A 17,658-nucleotide genomic window follows, 5' to 3' on the forward strand; every position below is an offset into this window, starting at 1 on the left:
ATATTATATAATATTTATACTAGTTCACAAGGAGTTTAATTTTGTCATATATTCCAAATACATTAAACTCTTTTTGGCTTTGGAAAGAGGTTTATGTAAAACTGGGGATTTCTAATCCTGCCTATAAATATTGGAAAAACACTCCAACGTTAAAATTGAATAATAAATATATTTTTATTCAAAAACAGACACTTCCAAAAAAACATGAACATGTTGAAAATATTCTAACAGATCTTTCGGGGTATTTGCCAATTAAATATGCATCAGATCAGTTACATGTAAATGAACACTTGTTCGTAAGTGATAAAATGGCACTTCATACAGAGTTTGAGTATAAGTTTGTCGAAGATGTAAAATTTGTAAATGTAAAAAGATTTTTCAGAGAATATGGAATTAAAGTGAACAAAAATTCCATTGTACAGTTAGGGAAAATCAAAGATTTGGAAATATCTTCGGATGCAATATTTTATAATTTGAAAAATGATTACGGATTGGTGGTATATAATTCATGAATACTTTTTTTATAGAGTTTCGAGACCCTCTTTTTTCCATTATTATTTTCTTTACCATTATATTTATAATTACTTTTTTTTCTTATTGGTGGGGGAGATATAAAAGAAAAGAGGACTCTAAACAAATAAGTAAATTTTTGGAACAGTTTCGTACCTTACCATCACATAACGAATTGAAAATTTTAATAGCTGAAGGAGGGCTGTCAGAAAAATCATGGCTGCTTCTTGCGAGTGCATACTATAAAAACGGCGATTATGAAAAAAGTATAGAGATATATAATGAAATATTAAAACTCGGAAATAAAAGAAATACGAGAGAAACAATGTTCTTACTTGGAAAAACATATTTTAAAGCAGGATTTTTAGAACGTTCCAAGCAGGTTTTTTTAGAAATTCTGAAAAAGAATCCCCGTACACCGGAAGCTTTGCATTATTTGCTTCTTGTGTATGAGTATATGAAAGATTATAAATCCGCTTTGGAAGTTTTAGAGCCGTTGGATGAACTTCAAGAAGATGTTATTCTTGAACGTGCATATCTGCATGTTTTGGAAGCTCTTGATTCGCCGAATATGACAAAAGAAGAAAAAGTCCAGAAGTTGTTGGAGATATATAAAAATACTCATCGTCTGGCTTATTTGATATTTGATTATATTTTTCAGGTAGATCCGCAACTTGCCTGGAAAAATATTGACATCTCTAAAAGCGAACTTTTGACAGAACTCTTCTGGCGATGTGATTCAAAAGATTTGAATTTGGATATAATTACAGACAATGGCTATCTGCGGGAACTTTATACTGCAAGAGGTGATGTGAAACTTGCATACAACAGCAGTATATTTGAGCTTGATGTGCTGATAAAACTTGAGGGAAAATCAAATGCAACACTCAGTTTTGAGTATGTGTGTGATAACTGTAAAGGGACATATCCTTTTGCTTTCAGCCGTTGCAGTTCATGTCATGCGATAGATACAGCAAGAGTGGAGTACAGTTTAAGTAAAGATTACGCTAAGGAATTCAGTGAAGAAAATAACTCTTTTCAGTGACGGCAGTGCCTTGGGAAATCCAGGTCCTGGAGGTTATGGTGTTATTTTGCGATATGGTAAAAGTGAAAAAGAGCTTTGGGGCTCGGAACTCCATACTACAAATAACAGAATGGAACTCAAAGGTGCAATAGAAGGGCTTCGTGCTCTAAAGGAGCCTTGTGAGGTCGATATAATTTCTGACTCCTCTTATGTGGTGAAAGGAATCAATGAGTGGTTGCAAAACTGGATTAAAAGAGATTTTAAAAAAGTAAAGAACCCTGATTTATGGAAAGAATACATAGAAGTGGCAAAACCGCATAAGATTCATGCCATATGGGTACGGGGACATGACGGTCATGAAGAAAATGAGCGATGCGATGTATTGGCAAAAGAAGCGGCGCAAAAAGCCAAAGAGGCTTTAACACAATGAGGAGAAGGTATTTATGCATAAAAATATAAAGACATTGGAAGAAAAATTAGGATATGAGTTTCGTGACAAAAAGCTCATTATCGAAGCGCTGACACATAAAAGCTATAAGCAGCCCTACGATAATGAGCGATTGGAATTTTTGGGTGATGCCGTATTGGACCTTGTGGTCGGAGAGTATCTTTTTAAAAAGTTTCGGACATCTGATGAAGGAAAACTCTCCAAAATCCGAGCATCACTGGTCAATGAAACAGGTTTTGACAAACTGGCACGGGCTTTGAATCTGGGTGATTATATACTGCTTTCAAATGCTGAAGACAATAATGGCGGACGCGAAAAATCTTCTCTGCTTTCAAATGCTTTTGAAGCTATAATGGGTGCAATATATTTGGAAGCCGGTTTGGCAGAAGTACGAAGAATAGCCATTGATTTAATAGAAAAAAATCATGATGAGATCTCTTTGGATTCTTTGTTCCGTGATTTTAAAACAACACTTCAGGAATTGACACAGGCCCGCTTCGGGATAACGCCGGAGTATAAAGTTTTGGCATCACGTGGTCCTGATCATCAAAAAGAATTTGAAGTGGGTGTATTTATAGAAGATAAAGAGTATGCCAGAGCAAAGGGAAAGAGTAAAAAAATTGCACAACAAGAGGCAGCGAGAGTTGCTGTAGATATGTTAAATAAGGAAAAAAAGTGAACAGTTTTGGAATGAAATTACGATTTTCAACATTTGGAGAGTCTCACGGAAAAGCATTAGGCTGCCTTTTGGATGGTGTTCCTGCGGGCTTGAATATTGATGAAGAATATATTCAAAGTGAACTTGACAGAAGAAAACCCGGAAAGAGTAAATTTGAAACCGCCAGAAAAGAAGCAGACAAGGTTGAAATCTTAAGCGGTGTGTTTGAGGGAAAAAGTACAGGTACTCCAATTGCAATGGTTATATACAATACAAACCAAAAATCCAAAGACTATACAAATATAAAAGATGTGTTTCGTCCCGGGCATGCAGATTTTACCTATTTTCACAAATATGGTATACGAGACTACAGAGGCGGGGGGCGCAGCTCTGCGAGAGAGACTGCTGCAAGAGTAGCAGCAGGGGCTATTGCAAAACTAATGCTTCAAGAGCTTGGTATTACAGTGCTTAGCGGTATCAGTGAAGTTGCAGGCATACAGGCAGAAGATTTTAATTATGAAGGTGCGAAGAAAAGTGTAATTTATGCACTTGATGCCAATAAAGAAGAAGCACAAAAAGCAGCAATACTTAAAGCAAAAGAGGAGCATGATTCTGTCGGCGGTGTTTCGCGTGTTCTCATCAAAGGCACACCCGTAGGTTTGGGACAGCCTCTTTACTATAAACTAGACGCTGTTTTAGCGGATGCTATGATGGGTATTAATGCTGTAAAAGCTGTTGAGATTGGAGATGGTGTATTGAGTGCCAAGGTACACGGTTCCCAAAACAATGATCAGATACGTGCAAACGGATTTGAATCCAATCATTCGGGTGGAATACTCGGTGGTATCAGTAACGGGGAAGATATAGTGCTTAATGTCTATTTTAAACCAACGCCATCTATTTTCAAAGAGCAGCATACTGTTACAACAGCAAATGAAGAAGTTGATTTTTCACTCAAAGGCAGGCATGATCCTTGTGTTGCTATTCGCGGTACTATTGTATGTGAATCAATGGCTGCTTTGGTTATAGCTGATATGATACTGCTCAATATGGGTTCAAAAATGGATGGTGTCATTAAATATTATAAATAATATTTAAAAATCATCATCTCCAAATTCTTTTTCCATTGCTTTTTGATACTTTAATTCTTCTTCTTTTTGGAGTTGTTGTTTTGTTAAGACGGCTTCATGAAGAAACGCACCGAAAAATGTCTTTGGTTCTAATTTTGCCAAAGCAAGATAAATACCGCTGATAAGGGCAATGATTGTTATACCTGCTACTGCTTTTTGTATAGGATTAAATCTCTGTATAGGTTCTTTTATTCGCATTTCACAGGTTCCGCCCGGGCAGAGTGTTGGATTTTTTCTTGTGATAAACTTGTAAATCATACAGCCTACACATATCGAAAAAGCACTTTCGAGAAACATTAATGCAAGGCACAGTACACAGATGAGTACTTTGTAAAAAGTAATATCCCAGTTGAGAACAAACCATTGCATCATAGGCAAAGATATCAGCCAGCCAAGAGTCCAGGCAAAGCGTTTTTGGAGACCGCCTACATATTCCGGTTTTTGATTTTGTACAGCCAGTTTTCCCAGCAGTAAAGAGGGCGAGTATTTGGGAGAAATCATCCTTGCTGTAAAGTCAATAAACAAAAATGTCAAGTAGACTCTTGCTACGATGACATGTCCAAATCCTATTCCTATAAAAATTACAAGCATTCCCAGCAAGCCAAGTATGCCAGCAGCAGCTCTTGCCTCACGCTCGTTAATGACGGTTACATCATAACCCGGAACTCTTTCTCCGTAGTCTAGTAAAAAACTTTTTAAATTCATAAAATACCTTTAGTTGTAATAATTATTCTGTCATTTCTTTTAAAATTTTGACAATCATCCCCTGGGCCTCTTTTAACGGACGGATAGATTCTTCGTCTTGTATGTCGAGTGTATTTATCCAGTTTTCAACACCCAAAAATCCCATATACATCTTTGATTCATTTTTTTTCTTGTAAAGATAAAAAGAACACGGTGCCCAGGCACCTGCTTCGGGATGAAGTTTTGAAACAGGGTATATTACATCAAATTTGCAAATGGAATATGTATGAAAAAAATCATATTCATGAAAATCGTAATCATCAAATATTTCTTCTTGCAGATTAGTATAGTTTGGAAACAAAAATCCCAAAGGTTCTAATTCACCTTCAAATTCTGCTTCAAAATCTTCTATATAGTCTTCCATTGGCAGGTCGGTCTTTACTTCTGTGGCCATATCAATTGCAAATGATTTTTTTGGAAATTTTACAGTGTAATTTAAGTCTTTAAAATGTCCGTCTGGCATTGCTTTTTTCAGTCCTGTTTGTATCAAAGCAGCATATTCTATTAGATCCGGATCATTTTTCGGGATACCTGTCGCTCTTGACATTCCGTTGAGCGTCAAGGTTGCTATATTCATATTGCCGTCTCTGTCTTCCCAGATAGACATAGTTAAAGGTGTCAATGCACCAAATTTTGGATATTTCTTGATAATCTTATATGTGAGTTCACTGTTTATATACATAGCAAGGTTGTAAGTTTTATAATGCACTTTACCAAATCTGGTTTTAAACGGCTTATTCATATCATTGTTTCCGGGAACACTCAGTCCAATGGCATCAAAAGCAGCTTCTATTGTTTTGGGAGTAACCTTTTTGTTTGTATTGTGTGTTGTAAAAACCTGCACATCCTGTGTTTGGACAGGTTTGGAAGGTGTTGCGGTAGATGTAGCATTACAGCCGTTAATAGACAGCGTTGCTAAAACAACCATTATCAGAGTGTATATCTTTTTCACTTAGTCTCCTTGAGTTTTCTATTGCATAATACGGATTAAATTTATACAGTGTAACTTTATCATTATTGTTATATAAATAATATTAATAGAGTCAAATACTTACTGTATCTCCGACTTTAATTACGCAAGGACCACTTATTATTTTTGCAAATATACCTCTGTCGTTTTTTAGCAGTTTAGGCAACTTTGGGTTTATGATGGACAAGCCTTTGCACAGAGTGCAGTTTTGTGTTATTTCCAATGTTGTATCACCTATTGTAAAGGTCTCCCCTGTATTTAAATGGTAGGGGTTGATATCAATTAAAATATTTTCGCCCAGTGCTCCGTCTGATAGGTTTATGTTTGTATCATATGCCATATTGTAGCTTTGGATAGAGGTAATTAAAATAGCTCTTTGATCATTTTTATTGTAAAATTTGTCATTTAGAATTCCGTGTTCGTCGGCATCTATATGAGAGGTGTTTATTCTTGTTTTATCTGTATCATTTTTTGTGATGAATAATTTCAGAACTTTACCCTGCAGGTTTTTCTTCATCTGTTTTTGCTCATTATTTGTATTTGTTGTAGTTGTTGTAAAAAATTGAGAGTATGAGAGCCAATGTAGTAATTGGCTCTTAAAAAAGAGGGTAAAATTATTTAATTTTACCTTTGCCTTTGTAAGTTTTACCTTTAAGGTCAACTGCTAACATTTCAACCTTATCACCTTTTTTACCAATTCCTTTAAATTGAAATTTGAAAATAGGATTTTTAGATAAGAATTGTGAAGTAGACATATCTAAAACAGTCTCACCATTGACTGTAGCAGTTAAATGAGTAATAAAGTTTGCGTTATCTCTGCTACCGGTTTTCTTTTCTGCCATATTGTAAGTCATCATTTGATGTTTAACCATTGCTTTAACTTTAACAACACCGCCTTTTAATTTTGCTTTTACTTTAATTCCAGCCATTGTATTTCCTTATTTATTTTATTTTTTTTGTATCAAAATGAGAAGGAATTATCCTTCACATCCACCAAGAGCAACATCAAGAGTTTTCTTAGCAGCGTATAGTTTGCCGTCTTTACCCTCAGCAACGATTGTTATCGTACCGGATTTAGCCATTTTGATTTTAATAGAATATTTGTTTACACTGTACTTGTTTGTTTCTACGACAAGTACTGCTGCTTCCGGATTTGCATCTTGAAATACAGAAATTGTTTTTACATCTTTGTCAGTTGAAAAATCAACCGGAATTGCACCACCGTTACTTGCAACATCAGGAGCAGTAAGTTTCACGCCTTCCATTGTTAATGCATTTGAACCATACATTGCTTTTATAGCATCATCAACAGTTTTTGCTGTCCATACAGTCGGTTTGAGTTTTCTGTAGTCTTCTGCTCTTACACTTGCCGGTACAACCGCTAACGCCAGTGCGCCTAAAGTCATGCTTAAAAATTTTCTTCTTTCCATCATTTTATCCTTTTTGTTTATTTACTTTGGTTGATAATATAGTCAACAACTGATTTGAATTGTTTGTCAGAGAGTGATGAACCGCCTTTAGGAGGCATTCCTGTATCAGTCCCTTTTAAACCATTTTCATATACTTTATCCATTCCTTTTACAAGCAACGGTGCCCATGCGGACTTGTCCCCAGGTGCTGGAGCAGCACCTGTGTCATGGCACATTGCACAGTTTGCCGCATATGCTTTTTTCGCATCAAAACTGCTCTCTTCTTTCTCTTTTGGAAGATCTCTTACTGCAGACAAAGGCGGATGAAAGTCACTGATTCCGGCACCTTTTATATAAACAACTTTTGCAGTCGGTTCCTGGCAGTTTTTCATACATCTTGATGCAGGGTTTTTGACATCATATTTCTGTCCGCCAAAGTTTTTTGCATTTGCATAATACTTACGTACATTTTCAGGACCATTCGGACCAGCGATATCCGGTTCAAATCCGTCTCTGTTTGGCATTTTTATTTTTAGGAATTTTTCACGATTAAGTACATACTCATCATCAACTTCCACACCGTCTATTTCCATTTCATTGGCATTTAATATATATGCAACCAAAGCATATACTTCATCATCACTGAGACTGTCAGTCAACGGATGAGGCATCGCATCTTTGATGTACCACCATAGAGTACTTGCCTGTGGCCAGTATGTACCAAAAACACGTACTGGACCGTCAGTATCTGGTTTGATTCTTTGATTTGTTAATGTTTTATGCAATTCATAGGCATTTCCTTTGGATAAAGCAGGATAGCCACCGCCGCCTGAACCAAAGTCACCATGACACATGACACATTTTGCTTCATAAATATTTTCGCCTTCTTCTACACTTCCCTGACCTTCCGGTAAACCGGTACCGTCAGCCATGACATCAGAATTCCACTCATCATATTCCGCTTTTGTCGGAGTACGGCCATATTTTACATCTGCATTATGCGCATTTGTATTGACATAGTATGGTCCTGTTTTTCCGTTTACAACAGGATAGTCTACTCCACCGTCAATAGAAGCTTTTGTAGGCACATTTGAACCTGCAGGTGAAGCATTTTCCACACATGCAGAAAGTCCCAGTGACAATACAGCTGCAGTAGAAATTGAAATTAATAATTTTTTATTTAATGTAAACATCATTACGCTTTTCCTTCTATTACTAACTCGCCATTTGCTTTACGCCCTAATTGAGAACGTACTTCAACGTGAGTTATCTTTCCGTCTTTTTCAACTTTCCATGTTTCCACTGCATTTCTATGGTACACAGCTTCTACACCTACAGTAAGAATTTCCTGGTCAACTGTCGGTTGGATGTATCCTGCATCATCTCTGGCACGAGAAGTAAGGAAGAGTTCCTGTCCTTTTTTGTATGTATGCATATAGCTCCAGCGTGTCCAGCATTTAGGAAGAACCAAACCTTTGAGTTTTGCTTCAACATAATTTCTTCCACCGTCAAAAGAGAGATCCACACCTGTAATTGTTCCCATTTCCCACCATCTTCCAGGTCTGTCCAGTCAATTTCCGGAGACGGAGAAGTTACTGTTGAGTTTACTTCATTTGCATAGAAGTGTTGGATAGCCTTTCCGGTTGGTTTCAAGACTGTGTATTTAGATGTTTCTTCTTTACAGTACCAAGGCTCACTTGCGAAGTCTAAACGTCTTAGCCATTTTACACAGAGATTGCCTTCCCAGCCCGGAACAAGTAAACGAATCGGATATCCTTGTTCAGGACGCAGTGCTTCACCATTTTGACCCCATACAATCATGGCATCATCCCAGACTTTTTCCATTGGAATGGTTCGACCCATTTTTGAGGAGTCTCCGCCTTCTGCAAGCATCCACAGTGCCTCTTTTTTTACACCCAGGTCTTTGAGGATGTCTTTAATGTAAACACCTGTCCATTCTGCACAGGACATAAAGCCTTTTGCAAACTGTAAAGAGTTGTATTGTGGACCTCTCCATTCTTGACCGCCGTTTGCAGGACACTCAATAAAGTGAGTACGTGTTACACTTGGGTAGCGCTTCAGCTGTTTCATAGTAAGAACCAGAGGTTTTTCAACCAAACCGGTAATCATAAGTCTGTGCTCATTCGGGTCAATATGTGCCACACCACCGTGACAACGACTGAAAAAGAGGCCGTTTGGTGTGATGATTCCGCTTGACTCTTGTAAAGGCGTAACCGCAATAGATGCTCTGAAGTTACCCGAAGCAAGGAGCTTCGTGTATCTTCTTGTTACGTTATGCTCATACTTGGATGGCATTCCGTAAAGATTCTTTGTTACAGGATCTCCCCATTTTGTTCCCCACGGTGTAGGTTCTAAAATAGCGGGATCGCCTGCTTCTTCTGATGCCAGCAGAGAAGTTCCAGCAAGTGCAGTTACAGATAATGCAGCTGTTTTTCTGAAAAAGTCTCTTCTGCCAAGACTTGAGTCGTTACTGTTGTCAGTAGCAGACTCTACATCTTGTTGAGATTTTTTTATATCCACAATGTTCTCCTTGGTAAGTTGTTATTCTGTTTAATACTTTTAATATCTCATTAATTTCCAGGCAATACAAATAATTGCTGATTTGTATTATGCCATTGTATGCTTAAATTATAAATACATAGCAAAAGGTATTATACAAAAAAATGAGACAAAAATGTGATATTAGCACCTAAAATGCACTAATTGGTTACTTATTGAAACACTCTCCATATATAACTAAAAATAATATTTGTACAGGTTATTTTTGGAATAACATAAACTTATTAGATAATAAAAATTATTTTTCAACTATACCCAGCACAAGATAGGTTTCAGAGGCTTTGTCAATGAAAAACGGTATTATAAATCCCTGGTGCTCAAGGTCTTTTATGTTTTCATCATTAAAATAGACAGACTGCTTGTATTTTTGTGCTTTTGTCGGAATATTGATTATTACAGTATCCAAATACATTTTAAAGTTTTTTGTTGCCATAAAATCTTCTTTTGCGAATTTTTGCAAAATATCCTGTAGCTGTTTTTCAAACAGGTCAGTGCATAGTATTTGCATCATTTGGCCTTTTCGTTAAGCCAGTTTGAAAGTTTTTGTGTGCAAGGATAGAACTCTTTTACAGAGTTCTTGTCCTGTTTGTATTTTTCAAATGCTTTTTGCATCTTTTTTTTTGCATCTTCATTAATCTTTTGCATTATCTACTCGTCATCATCTTCTTCTTGGGTTTTTGGTGTATTGCCATAAATAGCATCCACTTCTTCTGAAAGTGAACTAATCTCATCTATTGCGTCTTCATAGGCTTCCACTTTTTCATCACAGTCCTCAGTGGCTTCAGCATTAGCTGTTGCTTCATGGAGAGAATCTTCTATCATATAGGCTTTAAAAGGCATACCGTAGTTGTAAACTATTTCTCCACCGTGTTTTCCTTGCAAAAGTGTTGTTGCTGTTGCTGCAAGTAAAAGAAGAATGGCCAATGCCTGCACAGCAAAATTTTTCATTTTATATCCGACTATCTGCACCAATGCGATAATACCCGTTGCTATTGCCAGATACAGCCCAAGCTCTTTATGTTCCAGGAGTTCTTCTTTACCGGCTTTGCTCAGATAATCAAAAATTTCCGGTCCGGCCTGATTCCCTGTATACCAGGCTACTGTCATTGCAAGTGCTGCCGCAAGTGTCATTATAAGAGAAGTTTTCGACATCATTTCACTTTTGCTGTAAAGATAAACAAGTCCAAAAACTGAAGCAACTACAGGTAAAGCCATCGCAAAGTGTACGGTTGCAGGGTGTAACATCATAGTAAATCCTTTGTATTTGAGTTTAGAAAATTATATTAAAACATTCAAATTTATTTTTTAGTTAATTATAATAATAAATTATCTTAAGATGAAATTTATCTATCTTTTTTTTCCATCGCATCTTTGGCTGACTTTATTGCACTGCCAAGTGCTGCCCGGGCAACTTCCCATGCCTGTATGCCCATTTTTTTGGCTTCCTGTGCCTTTGGCGAATGCAGGGCATTGTCTGCTTTCTTGGCTGCAATTTTTGCAAAGGCAGAAAACTTTTCTTTGATAACTTCAGCTGTTTCTTTGGAGATAAGAATAAGCTCTTCGAGATCATAACGCATTTCTTTGTTAAGTTCGAGAAGGATTTTTTTAATGTATTGTGAACTTTGGGAAGCCTGCGTGATGATTATCTGTGAAAAAAGTGTATCTGTCTGATGCAAATCTTCTATGATAGTATCATAGTCTTCGATAAGTATATGTTTGGCTTCTACAGGCATAAATGCAACTCTTTGTTTAAATCTGTCAATAGATTTGATCAATCCGCTTCGCATACCTTTGAGTGTGGCAGAGAGAATCTCTTGGGCTCTTGTCGGTGTTGCTTCTGCAACTTCTATAGTCGTTGCAAGAATTGTGGAGAGGATTTTTCTCACACGTATTGTATTGAGAGAACCTTCTTTTATAGACTCAAAGGTAATATCTTTTATAACCTCTTTGATTGATTCGTTTACATCACCGTCTGTATCTTTTTCCAGTGCTGTAATAATGGCTGATTCCACCATTTCGCTGAGCATATCATACAGATCAATGGACTGCAGTTTGATTTGATGTAACATATGAACAGCTTTGTCATCTTTGAGTTGCTCTTCAATAGCATTGAAAACCTCATATTTTGCTATTTGCAGCTCTTCTGATTTTTTGTGCAAAGCTCTTTCGATGGCTTCTTTTTGTTCCAAAAGCTTTTCAACCTCTTCTTTCAAAGTATGTGTTTCTTCTTCAACAAAAGTATTTGTTAAGGCTTTCATCTCATCCAGTGAGATGTTTTTCAGATCTACTTTTGCATCGGACAATGCATGTCCGATTCTTTTTTCTATACTTTTAAATTTATGACTGTATGCTTCTTTGAGTTTTGTTTGCAGGGTTTGATTTTGATCCATGGGTTACTCCTAAAGTACCATTTTAATATCTTGATGATTTTTCAAAGCATCATATATAAATTTTCTGTCATCTTCGTTATGAACAAGTAAATCAAGGTTCATGCTGACATATTTGCCTGTTTTAGACTTGTTTGAGTCTGTAAGTTTGTGTGAGCGTTCATCAATGACCTCTTTTATGGCATTTTGCAGAGCCTCTTTTTCACTTGCAATGACTTTATAGCACCAGTTACAAGGATATTCAAGTTCCAATTGTTTGTCTTTGAGTTTATCGTTTAAAGTCTCCACTTTTTCCTCCTGATTTAGATTCAAGTTGAACATTCTGTATCACCATTCCTTTGTCGATAGCCTTTACCATGTCATAAATTGTCAAAAGCCCGATGCTGACTCCTGTTAATGCCTCCATCTCAACACCTGTCTGTCCTGTGAGTTTCGCAGTAACTGTAAGCTTAAATCCGGGAAGCTGTGTCAGTTCTTCTACCTCACAGTTTATGCCGCTTAAATTTAAAGGATGACACATAGGAATGAGTTCGCTGGTTTTTTTCGTCCCCATAATAGCTGCAATAACGGCTGTTTGCAATACAGGACCTTTTTTTGTCTTTTCGCTGACTATGGCATCGTAGGCATCTTGACTCATTTTTATGATACCGCTTGCTATTGCTACTCTTGTTGTATTGTTCTTATCACTTACGTCAACCATTTTAGGTCTTTGGTTTTCATCAAGATGCGTTAAATTCATTACTAAACTGCTCTCTGTTAAATTATTTTGTACTATTATAGCAAAGTGCCGTTAATAATGCGTGAGAATTTCAAGAGCTTTTTGATAATCTTTAGGGTGATTCATATTTAAAAAGGGTTTTGAATCAGGAAAATAAACATAGCTTGTTTTGGAATTTTTTAAAAGAGAACCAAGTTTATGATTGTTTTCATGAAGCATCTGTAAAAATTTTGGTTGTAAATTTTTGGAATAGATCCCGCATAAGGGCTGTGCACCCTCATCTGTTTTGGCAATAACCGCATCAGAAGCAGAGTTGTCGGCAAGTATGATTTTTTCTATTTCTCTTTGGGAGACAAAGGGGGTGTCAACGCTCAGAACAAATATTTTTTCTGCACTGAATGTATCAAATACTGTGACAAACCCAAGAGTAGGAGCGAAAACAGAAGAAACTTTTTTATCTTCTATGAAGTTCGCATCAAAAGAAAAAACTGATTTGTTTTTGCAGGAGATATAGACCTTTGTAAAAATTTTACCCAGTCTGACGTATTGGTACTCTGTCAGGGTACTGAAACCGGCAAAAGGGAGAAGCGATTTGTCCTCTCCCATTCTACTGCTTTTGCCGCCTGCAAAGATGACACAGGGAATATCGAACATTTAGTTGAGTGTTAAGTTTGCTTCAATACGTCTGTTTTGTGCGCGACCTTCAGCCGTTTTATTACTTGCAATAGGGTTAAGCTCACCCATTCCTACCGTTGTCAGTCTTGAAGCAGGTACTCCTTTTTGTACAAGAAGTTTTTTTACTTCATCGGCTCTTTTTTGAGAAAGTTTTTTGTTATAAGCTTCGCTTCCTCTGCTATCAGTATAGCCGACTATCTCAGCACTGTAGTTTTTGTATTTTTTCAAAAAGTTTGCAAATGCATCTATTTTTGCAAGAGATGTTTGCTTGACTGCATACGAATTGCTTTCAAAATGAATGTCTAAGTTAATCGTTTGAGGACATCCATCTACATTTACCGGAGTTCCTACAGGAGTGTTGGGACATTTGTCTAAAGAATTTTCTACTCCGTCATGGTCATCATCAAGAGAAATTTTGCAACCGTTTATATCAACTGTACTGTTTGGCGGAGTATTTGGACATTTGTCGAGGGCATCATAAATGCCGTCACCGTCACTATCTACTTCCGGTTTTTCTATGAGGATAACTTTTTCTTCGACAATTGTAACAACCTCAGGGGTTGTTTGTGCTTTTTGTGCACCAAAAGAGTAAGTAAGACCGACAAGACCTACAAGGTTGCTGTCAGCATTTCCGGCATTGTTTGAAGCAATTTTTGCCATATAAATAGCTTCTAATTTAAGCGCCCAGTTTTGAGTAAAAGGGATTTTCACTCCTGCCCCTGCATCTAAAAACATACCGGTTTCATTATTTCTGTTTGTATCAGAAATATTTTCAATGCCTACACCCATTTTTGCAAAAGGGATGACGGTATGTGTTTTTTCAAAAGTATACACGCCATTAAAAGCACCACGGGTAATTTGTGTATCTCCACCTGACTTATAATCTACGCCGCGAGAATGAAATACTGAAAATTCCGGGCTTATTTTACTTTCTAAAGTATTGAATTGTACTTCAACGCCTCCTGTAAAATAGCCGTCATCTTTAATGCCAAGATTGCCTTCTGCGATATCGTATCCTATCATTGGAGAGATTTCGTATTTGTAATCGCTCGCTTGAATCAGTGTCCCTGCCAATAAAAGTGGTAGCAAAAATCTTTTTTTCATAAAATATTCCTTATTTGTTATTAATATATCATTATCTCGGGTCTGTAATATACCCTGTAATTGCTGATGCGGCGGCAACGGCTGAGTTGGCCAGGTAGACTTTTGAAGAGCGGCTGCCCATACGACCGACAAAGTTTCTGTTGGTCGTACTGATTGCTACTTCATTGTCCCCTAAAATACCCATGTATCCGCCGAGGCAGGCACCGCAAGTAGGATTGCTCACAACACCGCCGGCATCGACAATGATGTCGATATAGCCCAAATGGTTTGCTTCACGCAGGATTTTTTGTGTTCCCGGTGTGACAATGAGACGGACATCAGGATGGACTTTTTGTCCTTTGAGTATCTCGGCGGCTACTTTGAGGTCAGCAAGCCGGCCGTTGGTACAGCTTCCGATAAAAGCCTGGTCCACTTTGATTTTATCTTCGACCGCTTTTTTGACAGAGTGACCGTTTGACGGCAAGAAAGGATAGGCAATAACGGGGTCAAGGTTTGCAACATCAATCTCTAAAACCTGAACATACTGGGCATCTTCGTCAGAGTAGTGAATACGAGGCTCACGGGCTAAATTTTTATCTGCCAAAAACTCTGCTGTAATCTCATCATAGGCTACGATACCGTTTTTTGCACCGGCTTCAATCGCCATATTGCACATAGAAAATCTGTCATCTATCGTAAGGTGTTTAATCGTACTTCCTGTAAATTCCAAGGTTTTGTAGAGTGCACCGTCGACACCGATAAGACGGATAATCTCCAGGATAATATCTTTTCCTGTTGTATATTTTCCGGGTTTGCCTGAGAGTACAACTTTGATAGATTCGGGTACTTTGAACCAGTTTCCGCCGGTAATCATAGCAAATGCAAGATCCGTTGAACCCATTCCTGTTGAAAATGCACCGAGTGCTCCGTGCGTACATGTATGTGAATCGGCACCGATGATGACATCACCCGGAACAATCAGCCCTTTTTCCGGTAATAAAGCATGCTCGATGCCCATATCCTTTTCATCAAAATAGTTTTTGAGTTGGTGTTTTTTTGCAAAATCGCGGGAAATTCTTGCCTGATTCGCTGATGCAATGTCTTTTGCCGGGATAAAGTGATCAAGAACGATAGAGAAACCGTCCGGGTTTGCCAGTTTTTGTGCACCACTCTCTTCAAAAGCTTTGATAGAAATAGGTGTAGTAATATCGTTTCCGATAACCATATCAATATCGCAACGGATAATTTCACCCGCTTTGACTTCACGACCGATATGCTGTGAGAATATTTTTTCAGTTATAGTTTGCCCCATGATGGTTACCCTCTTATAATATAATTAATTTCGCGATTATAACATAAGAGATTTAAAGTGATATTTCAGGAGATGCTAGATTTGATATTTAATGGCTTTTTTAGTAAATTCGGTTGAATAAAAAAACAGAGCAATAAAAACAGGGTTAAATACGATAACATCATCTTCAAGCGTTTCAAAAACAGTAAAACTGAAACCTTCTCCGTCATTGGGATTTTGGGGAGTGATGACAAACTTCAAAGGTGCAAGTGCCCGCGACATGTTGATGATGCTCTTTTTTACTTTTGAATTTGTCCCGTGTAAGATATTGAAATCTTTTTCTTCAGCCTCTCTGTGCGCAACGAGAATATTTTGAATCAGATCTATTTTGTCTTTAAAAACTACTTTGTTCCATTTTATGATTGTATTGTTTGAAGCAATTTGGCAGTTCTTTTGCATAAGCGGATGCGGTTTTTTTGCACGCATGGCTTCAATGAGTGCAAGTAAATAGTTTACGCCACCTATATTTTTGGCTGCTTTTGTTAAAAAAAGATGTAAAAACTCTTTTTTCTTTTGGTCTAGATTGTTAAAATTACACATTGTTTTTTCCTTGTTAATTTGTTATTATAACATTATTATTGGCTGTTTGAATTCTTAAACAAAATGTAAACTCAGTTTGGCTTAAGCAAATCATAATGACAAAACTATTATGATGTCAAAAGTAAAAGAAGACAAAAATAGTCTGATTTAAAATATAACCCAATTAAGAGGTAAAAATATGCAAGTTTATTTAGACAATAACGCTACTACAATGACGGACCCGCAGGTAGTAGAAGTAATGCAACCATTCTTTAGTGAAATTTACGGAAATCCCAATTCGCTTCACAAGTTTGGTACAGCATCACATCCATACCTGAGAAAAGCAATAGACCAGGTTTATACAGCACTCAATGCGAGTGACAATGATGATATCGTATTCACATCATGTGCAACAGAATCAAACAACTGGGTATTAAAGTCCATCTATTTTGACAAAATTGTCAATGGAGAAAAAGACCATATCATTACAACAGAAGTTGAACATCCTTCAGTGCTTGCTACATGCAGATGGCTGGAAGAGCAGGGCGTGAAAGTAACTTACCTTCCTGTCAATGAAGAGGGTATTGTTGAGTCACATACGGTAAAAAGCTTCATCACGGACAAAACCGCACTTGTAAGTGTTATGTGGGCTTCAAACGAAACAGGGATGATTTTCCCTATTAAAGAGATTGGTGAGATTTGTAAAGAAAAAGGGGTTCTTTTTCATTCGGATGCTGTTCAGGCAGTCGGAAAAATTCCTGTTGACCTACAAGATGTACATGTAGATTTTTTAAGCATGTCTGCGCATAAATTTCATGGACCAAAAGGTATCGGGGCACTTTATATTAAAGATTCACAGCCTTTGACTCCACTGTTTCACGGTGGAGAGCAGATGGGTCACCGTCGTTCTGGAACATTGAATGTTCCCTATATAGTAGGCATGGGAAAAGCTATCGAACTTGCTACAACAAACATTGAAAAGACAATGGCTTCTATTCGTGCAAAACGTGACAGACTTGAAGATGCACTTTTGGAGCTCAGTGATACTTTTGTTGTCGGCAGCCGTGAAAACCGTACACCAAATACAATTCTTATTTCCATAAGAGGTGTTGAGGGCGAAGGGATGCTTTGGGACTTGAATAACGGTCAAATCGGGGCATCTACAGGTTCAGCATGTGCTTCTGAAGATTTGGAAGCGAACTCTGTTATGCTTGCAATCGGTGCTGACAATGAACTTGCACACACAGGTATCAGACTATCACTTTCGCGTTTTACAACAGATGAAGAGATAGACTACACAATAGAGCATTTTAAGAGTGCGGTGGCAAGACTTCGTGCTATATCGAGTTCGTTTGCAAAAGTAGCACCGACTCCGGGCGGCGAAGCCGGGGAGTGTCACATTCCTCACCACATGGCACATTAATAAGTAAGTGTTGCCATGTTTTTCTCTAT

At 37.5% G+C, this 17,658-nt stretch carries 22 protein-coding genes and 2 pseudogenes; 6 read left to right on the forward strand and 18 right to left on the reverse strand.

What is annotated here, in order from left to right:
- Nucleotides 1–41 precede the first annotated feature (41 nt).
- Genes ETP70_RS00295 through aroC form a run of 5 tightly spaced genes read left to right on the forward strand, consistent with a single transcriptional unit; the run spans nt 42 to nt 3,731 of the window.
- Nucleotides 42–512 (forward strand): hypothetical protein, encoded by a 471-nt coding sequence (locus ETP70_RS00295; protein ID WP_151899294.1) that lies wholly within the window; start codon nt 42–44, stop codon nt 510–512.
- Nucleotides 509–1,555, forward strand: a complete 1,047-nt coding sequence (locus ETP70_RS00300) for a tetratricopeptide repeat protein (protein ID WP_151899295.1) — start codon at nt 509–511, stop codon at nt 1,553–1,555. Before ETP70_RS00295 ends, ETP70_RS00300 begins: the two co-directional genes overlap by 4 nt.
- On the forward strand, nt 1,530–1,964 hold the full coding sequence (gene rnhA, locus ETP70_RS00305; protein ID WP_151899296.1) for a ribonuclease HI: 435 nt from the start codon (nt 1,530–1,532) through the stop codon (nt 1,962–1,964). The genes ETP70_RS00300 and rnhA overlap by 26 nt, the downstream gene beginning before the upstream one ends.
- A 13-nt stretch (nt 1,965–1,977) precedes the next feature.
- Nucleotides 1,978–2,661: a ribonuclease III gene (gene rnc, locus ETP70_RS00310; protein WP_151899297.1), complete on the forward strand. Its 684-nt coding sequence runs from the start codon at nt 1,978–1,980 to the stop codon at nt 2,659–2,661.
- Nucleotides 2,658–3,731, forward strand: a complete 1,074-nt coding sequence (aroC, locus tag ETP70_RS00315; RefSeq protein ID WP_151899298.1) for a chorismate synthase — start codon at nt 2,658–2,660, stop codon at nt 3,729–3,731. Before rnc ends, aroC begins: the two co-directional genes overlap by 4 nt.
- Nucleotides 3,732–3,734: 3 nt before the next feature.
- Here aroC and ETP70_RS00320 read toward each other — a convergent pair whose 3' ends face one another.
- The 18 genes and pseudogenes from ETP70_RS00320 to ETP70_RS00395 all read right to left on the reverse strand — a co-directional run bounded on the left by ETP70_RS00320 (nt 3,735) and on the right by ETP70_RS00395 (nt 16,227).
- On the reverse strand, nt 3,735–4,475 hold the full coding sequence (locus tag ETP70_RS00320; RefSeq protein WP_151899299.1) for a DUF4395 domain-containing protein: 741 nt from the start codon (nt 4,473–4,475) through the stop codon (nt 3,735–3,737).
- Between the two features lie 22 nt (nt 4,476–4,497).
- Complete coding sequence (locus tag ETP70_RS00325) at nt 4,498–5,466, reverse strand: DUF302 domain-containing protein (RefSeq protein ID WP_151899300.1); 969 nt, start codon at nt 5,464–5,466, stop codon at nt 4,498–4,500.
- A gap of 91 nt (nt 5,467–5,557) precedes the next feature.
- The gene (locus ETP70_RS00330) at nt 5,558–6,001 is read right to left on the reverse strand and encodes an MOSC domain-containing protein (RefSeq protein WP_151899301.1); all 444 of its coding nucleotides are present in this window, start codon (nt 5,999–6,001) and stop codon (nt 5,558–5,560) included.
- A 97-nt stretch (nt 6,002–6,098) separates the two neighbouring features.
- Nucleotides 6,099–6,413 (reverse strand): thiosulfate oxidation carrier complex protein SoxZ, encoded by a 315-nt coding sequence (gene soxZ, locus ETP70_RS00335; RefSeq protein ID WP_151899302.1) that lies wholly within the window; start codon nt 6,411–6,413, stop codon nt 6,099–6,101.
- A 48-nt stretch (nt 6,414–6,461) separates the two neighbouring features.
- Nucleotides 6,462–6,914, reverse strand: a complete 453-nt coding sequence (locus ETP70_RS00340; protein ID WP_188110005.1) for a thiosulfate oxidation carrier protein SoxY — start codon at nt 6,912–6,914, stop codon at nt 6,462–6,464.
- A 17-nt stretch (nt 6,915–6,931) separates the two neighbouring features.
- Nucleotides 6,932–8,089: a c-type cytochrome gene (locus ETP70_RS00345; RefSeq protein WP_230973281.1), complete on the reverse strand. Its 1,158-nt coding sequence runs from the start codon at nt 8,087–8,089 to the stop codon at nt 6,932–6,934.
- Between the two features lie 161 nt (nt 8,090–8,250).
- Nucleotides 8,251–8,436 (reverse strand): annotated as a pseudogene (locus tag ETP70_RS12790) (sulfite dehydrogenase); the annotation flags it as partial.
- A gap of 86 nt (nt 8,437–8,522) precedes the next feature.
- Nucleotides 8,523–9,434 (reverse strand): annotated as a pseudogene (locus tag ETP70_RS00350) (molybdopterin-dependent oxidoreductase); the annotation flags it as partial.
- Between the two features lie 277 nt (nt 9,435–9,711).
- On the reverse strand, nt 9,712–9,981 hold the full coding sequence (locus ETP70_RS00355) for a hypothetical protein (RefSeq protein ID WP_151899304.1): 270 nt from the start codon (nt 9,979–9,981) through the stop codon (nt 9,712–9,714).
- The gene (locus tag ETP70_RS12335) at nt 9,981–10,118 is read right to left on the reverse strand and encodes a hypothetical protein (protein ID WP_188110006.1); all 138 of its coding nucleotides are present in this window, start codon (nt 10,116–10,118) and stop codon (nt 9,981–9,983) included. Before ETP70_RS12335 ends, ETP70_RS00355 begins: the two co-directional genes overlap by 1 nt.
- Before the next feature lie 3 nt (nt 10,119–10,121).
- Nucleotides 10,122–10,721, reverse strand: coding sequence for a DUF2231 domain-containing protein (locus tag ETP70_RS00360; RefSeq protein WP_151899305.1), 600 nt, complete (start codon nt 10,719–10,721; stop codon nt 10,122–10,124).
- A gap of 95 nt (nt 10,722–10,816) precedes the next feature.
- On the reverse strand, nt 10,817–11,863 hold the full coding sequence (locus tag ETP70_RS00365) for a DUF6781 family protein (protein WP_151899306.1): 1,047 nt from the start codon (nt 11,861–11,863) through the stop codon (nt 10,817–10,819).
- Nucleotides 11,864–11,872: 9 nt separating this feature from the next.
- Complete coding sequence (locus ETP70_RS00370; protein ID WP_151899307.1) at nt 11,873–12,148, reverse strand: HP0495 family protein; 276 nt, start codon at nt 12,146–12,148, stop codon at nt 11,873–11,875.
- Nucleotides 12,129–12,599: a cyclic pyranopterin monophosphate synthase MoaC gene (moaC, locus tag ETP70_RS00375; RefSeq protein WP_151899308.1), complete on the reverse strand. Its 471-nt coding sequence runs from the start codon at nt 12,597–12,599 to the stop codon at nt 12,129–12,131. The genes ETP70_RS00370 and moaC overlap by 20 nt, the downstream gene beginning before the upstream one ends.
- 51 nt (nt 12,600–12,650) lie before the next feature.
- Nucleotides 12,651–13,232, reverse strand: coding sequence for a molybdenum cofactor guanylyltransferase MobA (gene mobA / locus ETP70_RS00380; protein WP_151899309.1), 582 nt, complete (start codon nt 13,230–13,232; stop codon nt 12,651–12,653).
- A complete protein-coding gene (locus tag ETP70_RS00385; protein ID WP_151899310.1) occupies nt 13,233–14,357 on the reverse strand; it encodes an OmpA family protein in 1,125 nt (374 codons plus the stop codon).
- A gap of 31 nt (nt 14,358–14,388) precedes the next feature.
- Nucleotides 14,389–15,648: a 3-isopropylmalate dehydratase large subunit gene (gene leuC, locus ETP70_RS00390; RefSeq protein WP_151899311.1), complete on the reverse strand. Its 1,260-nt coding sequence runs from the start codon at nt 15,646–15,648 to the stop codon at nt 14,389–14,391.
- A gap of 75 nt (nt 15,649–15,723) precedes the next feature.
- The gene (locus ETP70_RS00395; RefSeq protein WP_151899312.1) at nt 15,724–16,227 is read right to left on the reverse strand and encodes a hypothetical protein; all 504 of its coding nucleotides are present in this window, start codon (nt 16,225–16,227) and stop codon (nt 15,724–15,726) included.
- Between the two features lie 178 nt (nt 16,228–16,405).
- Here ETP70_RS00395 and ETP70_RS00400 point away from each other — a divergent pair, with 178 nt between their 5' ends.
- The gene (locus ETP70_RS00400) at nt 16,406–17,629 is read left to right on the forward strand and encodes a NifS family cysteine desulfurase (protein WP_151899313.1); all 1,224 of its coding nucleotides are present in this window, start codon (nt 16,406–16,408) and stop codon (nt 17,627–17,629) included.
- Nucleotides 17,630–17,658: the final 29 nt, after the last annotated feature.

The sequence above is a fragment of the Sulfurimonas hydrogeniphila genome (assembly GCF_009068765.1).
GTDB classification, from domain to species: Bacteria; Campylobacterota; Campylobacteria; order Campylobacterales; family Sulfurimonadaceae; genus Sulfurimonas; species Sulfurimonas hydrogeniphila.

Bases quoted from the DNA above. Each gene is read 5' to 3' on its own strand.
- ETP70_RS00395 (WP_151899312.1), bottom strand. From the start codon at position 16,227: ATGTGTAATTTTAACAATCTAGACCAAAAGAAAAAAGAGTTTTTACAT.
- leuC (WP_151899311.1), bottom strand. From the start codon at position 15,648: ATGGGGCAAACTATAACTGAAAAAATATTCTCACAGCATATCGGTCGT.
- ETP70_RS00365 (WP_151899306.1), bottom strand. From the start codon at position 11,863: ATGGATCAAAATCAAACCCTGCAAACAAAACTCAAAGAAGCATACAGT.
- ETP70_RS00385 (WP_151899310.1), bottom strand. From the start codon at position 14,357: ATGAAAAAAAGATTTTTGCTACCACTTTTATTGGCAGGGACACTGATT.
- ETP70_RS12335 (WP_188110006.1), bottom strand. From the start codon at position 10,118: ATGCAAAAGATTAATGAAGATGCAAAAAAAAAGATGCAAAAAGCATTT.
- ETP70_RS00400 (WP_151899313.1), top strand. From the start codon at position 16,406: ATGCAAGTTTATTTAGACAATAACGCTACTACAATGACGGACCCGCAG.
- ETP70_RS00330 (WP_151899301.1), bottom strand. From the start codon at position 6,001: ATGAAGAAAAACCTGCAGGGTAAAGTTCTGAAATTATTCATCACAAAA.
- ETP70_RS00345 (WP_230973281.1), bottom strand. From the start codon at position 8,089: ATGATGTTTACATTAAATAAAAAATTATTAATTTCAATTTCTACTGCA.
- rnc (WP_151899297.1), top strand. From the start codon at position 1,978: ATGCATAAAAATATAAAGACATTGGAAGAAAAATTAGGATATGAGTTT.
- ETP70_RS00360 (WP_151899305.1), bottom strand. From the start codon at position 10,721: ATGATGTTACACCCTGCAACCGTACACTTTGCGATGGCTTTACCTGTA.
- ETP70_RS00300 (WP_151899295.1), top strand. From the start codon at position 509: ATGAATACTTTTTTTATAGAGTTTCGAGACCCTCTTTTTTCCATTATT.
- soxZ (WP_151899302.1), bottom strand. From the start codon at position 6,413: ATGGCTGGAATTAAAGTAAAAGCAAAATTAAAAGGCGGTGTTGTTAAA.
- ETP70_RS00355 (WP_151899304.1), bottom strand. From the start codon at position 9,981: ATGCAAATACTATGCACTGACCTGTTTGAAAAACAGCTACAGGATATT.
- moaC (WP_151899308.1), bottom strand. From the start codon at position 12,599: ATGAATTTAACGCATCTTGATGAAAACCAAAGACCTAAAATGGTTGAC.
- ETP70_RS00340 (WP_188110005.1), bottom strand. From the start codon at position 6,914: ATGGAAAGAAGAAAATTTTTAAGCATGACTTTAGGCGCACTGGCGTTA.
- ETP70_RS00320 (WP_151899299.1), bottom strand. From the start codon at position 4,475: ATGAATTTAAAAAGTTTTTTACTAGACTACGGAGAAAGAGTTCCGGGT.
- mobA (WP_151899309.1), bottom strand. From the start codon at position 13,232: ATGTTCGATATTCCCTGTGTCATCTTTGCAGGCGGCAAAAGCAGTAGA.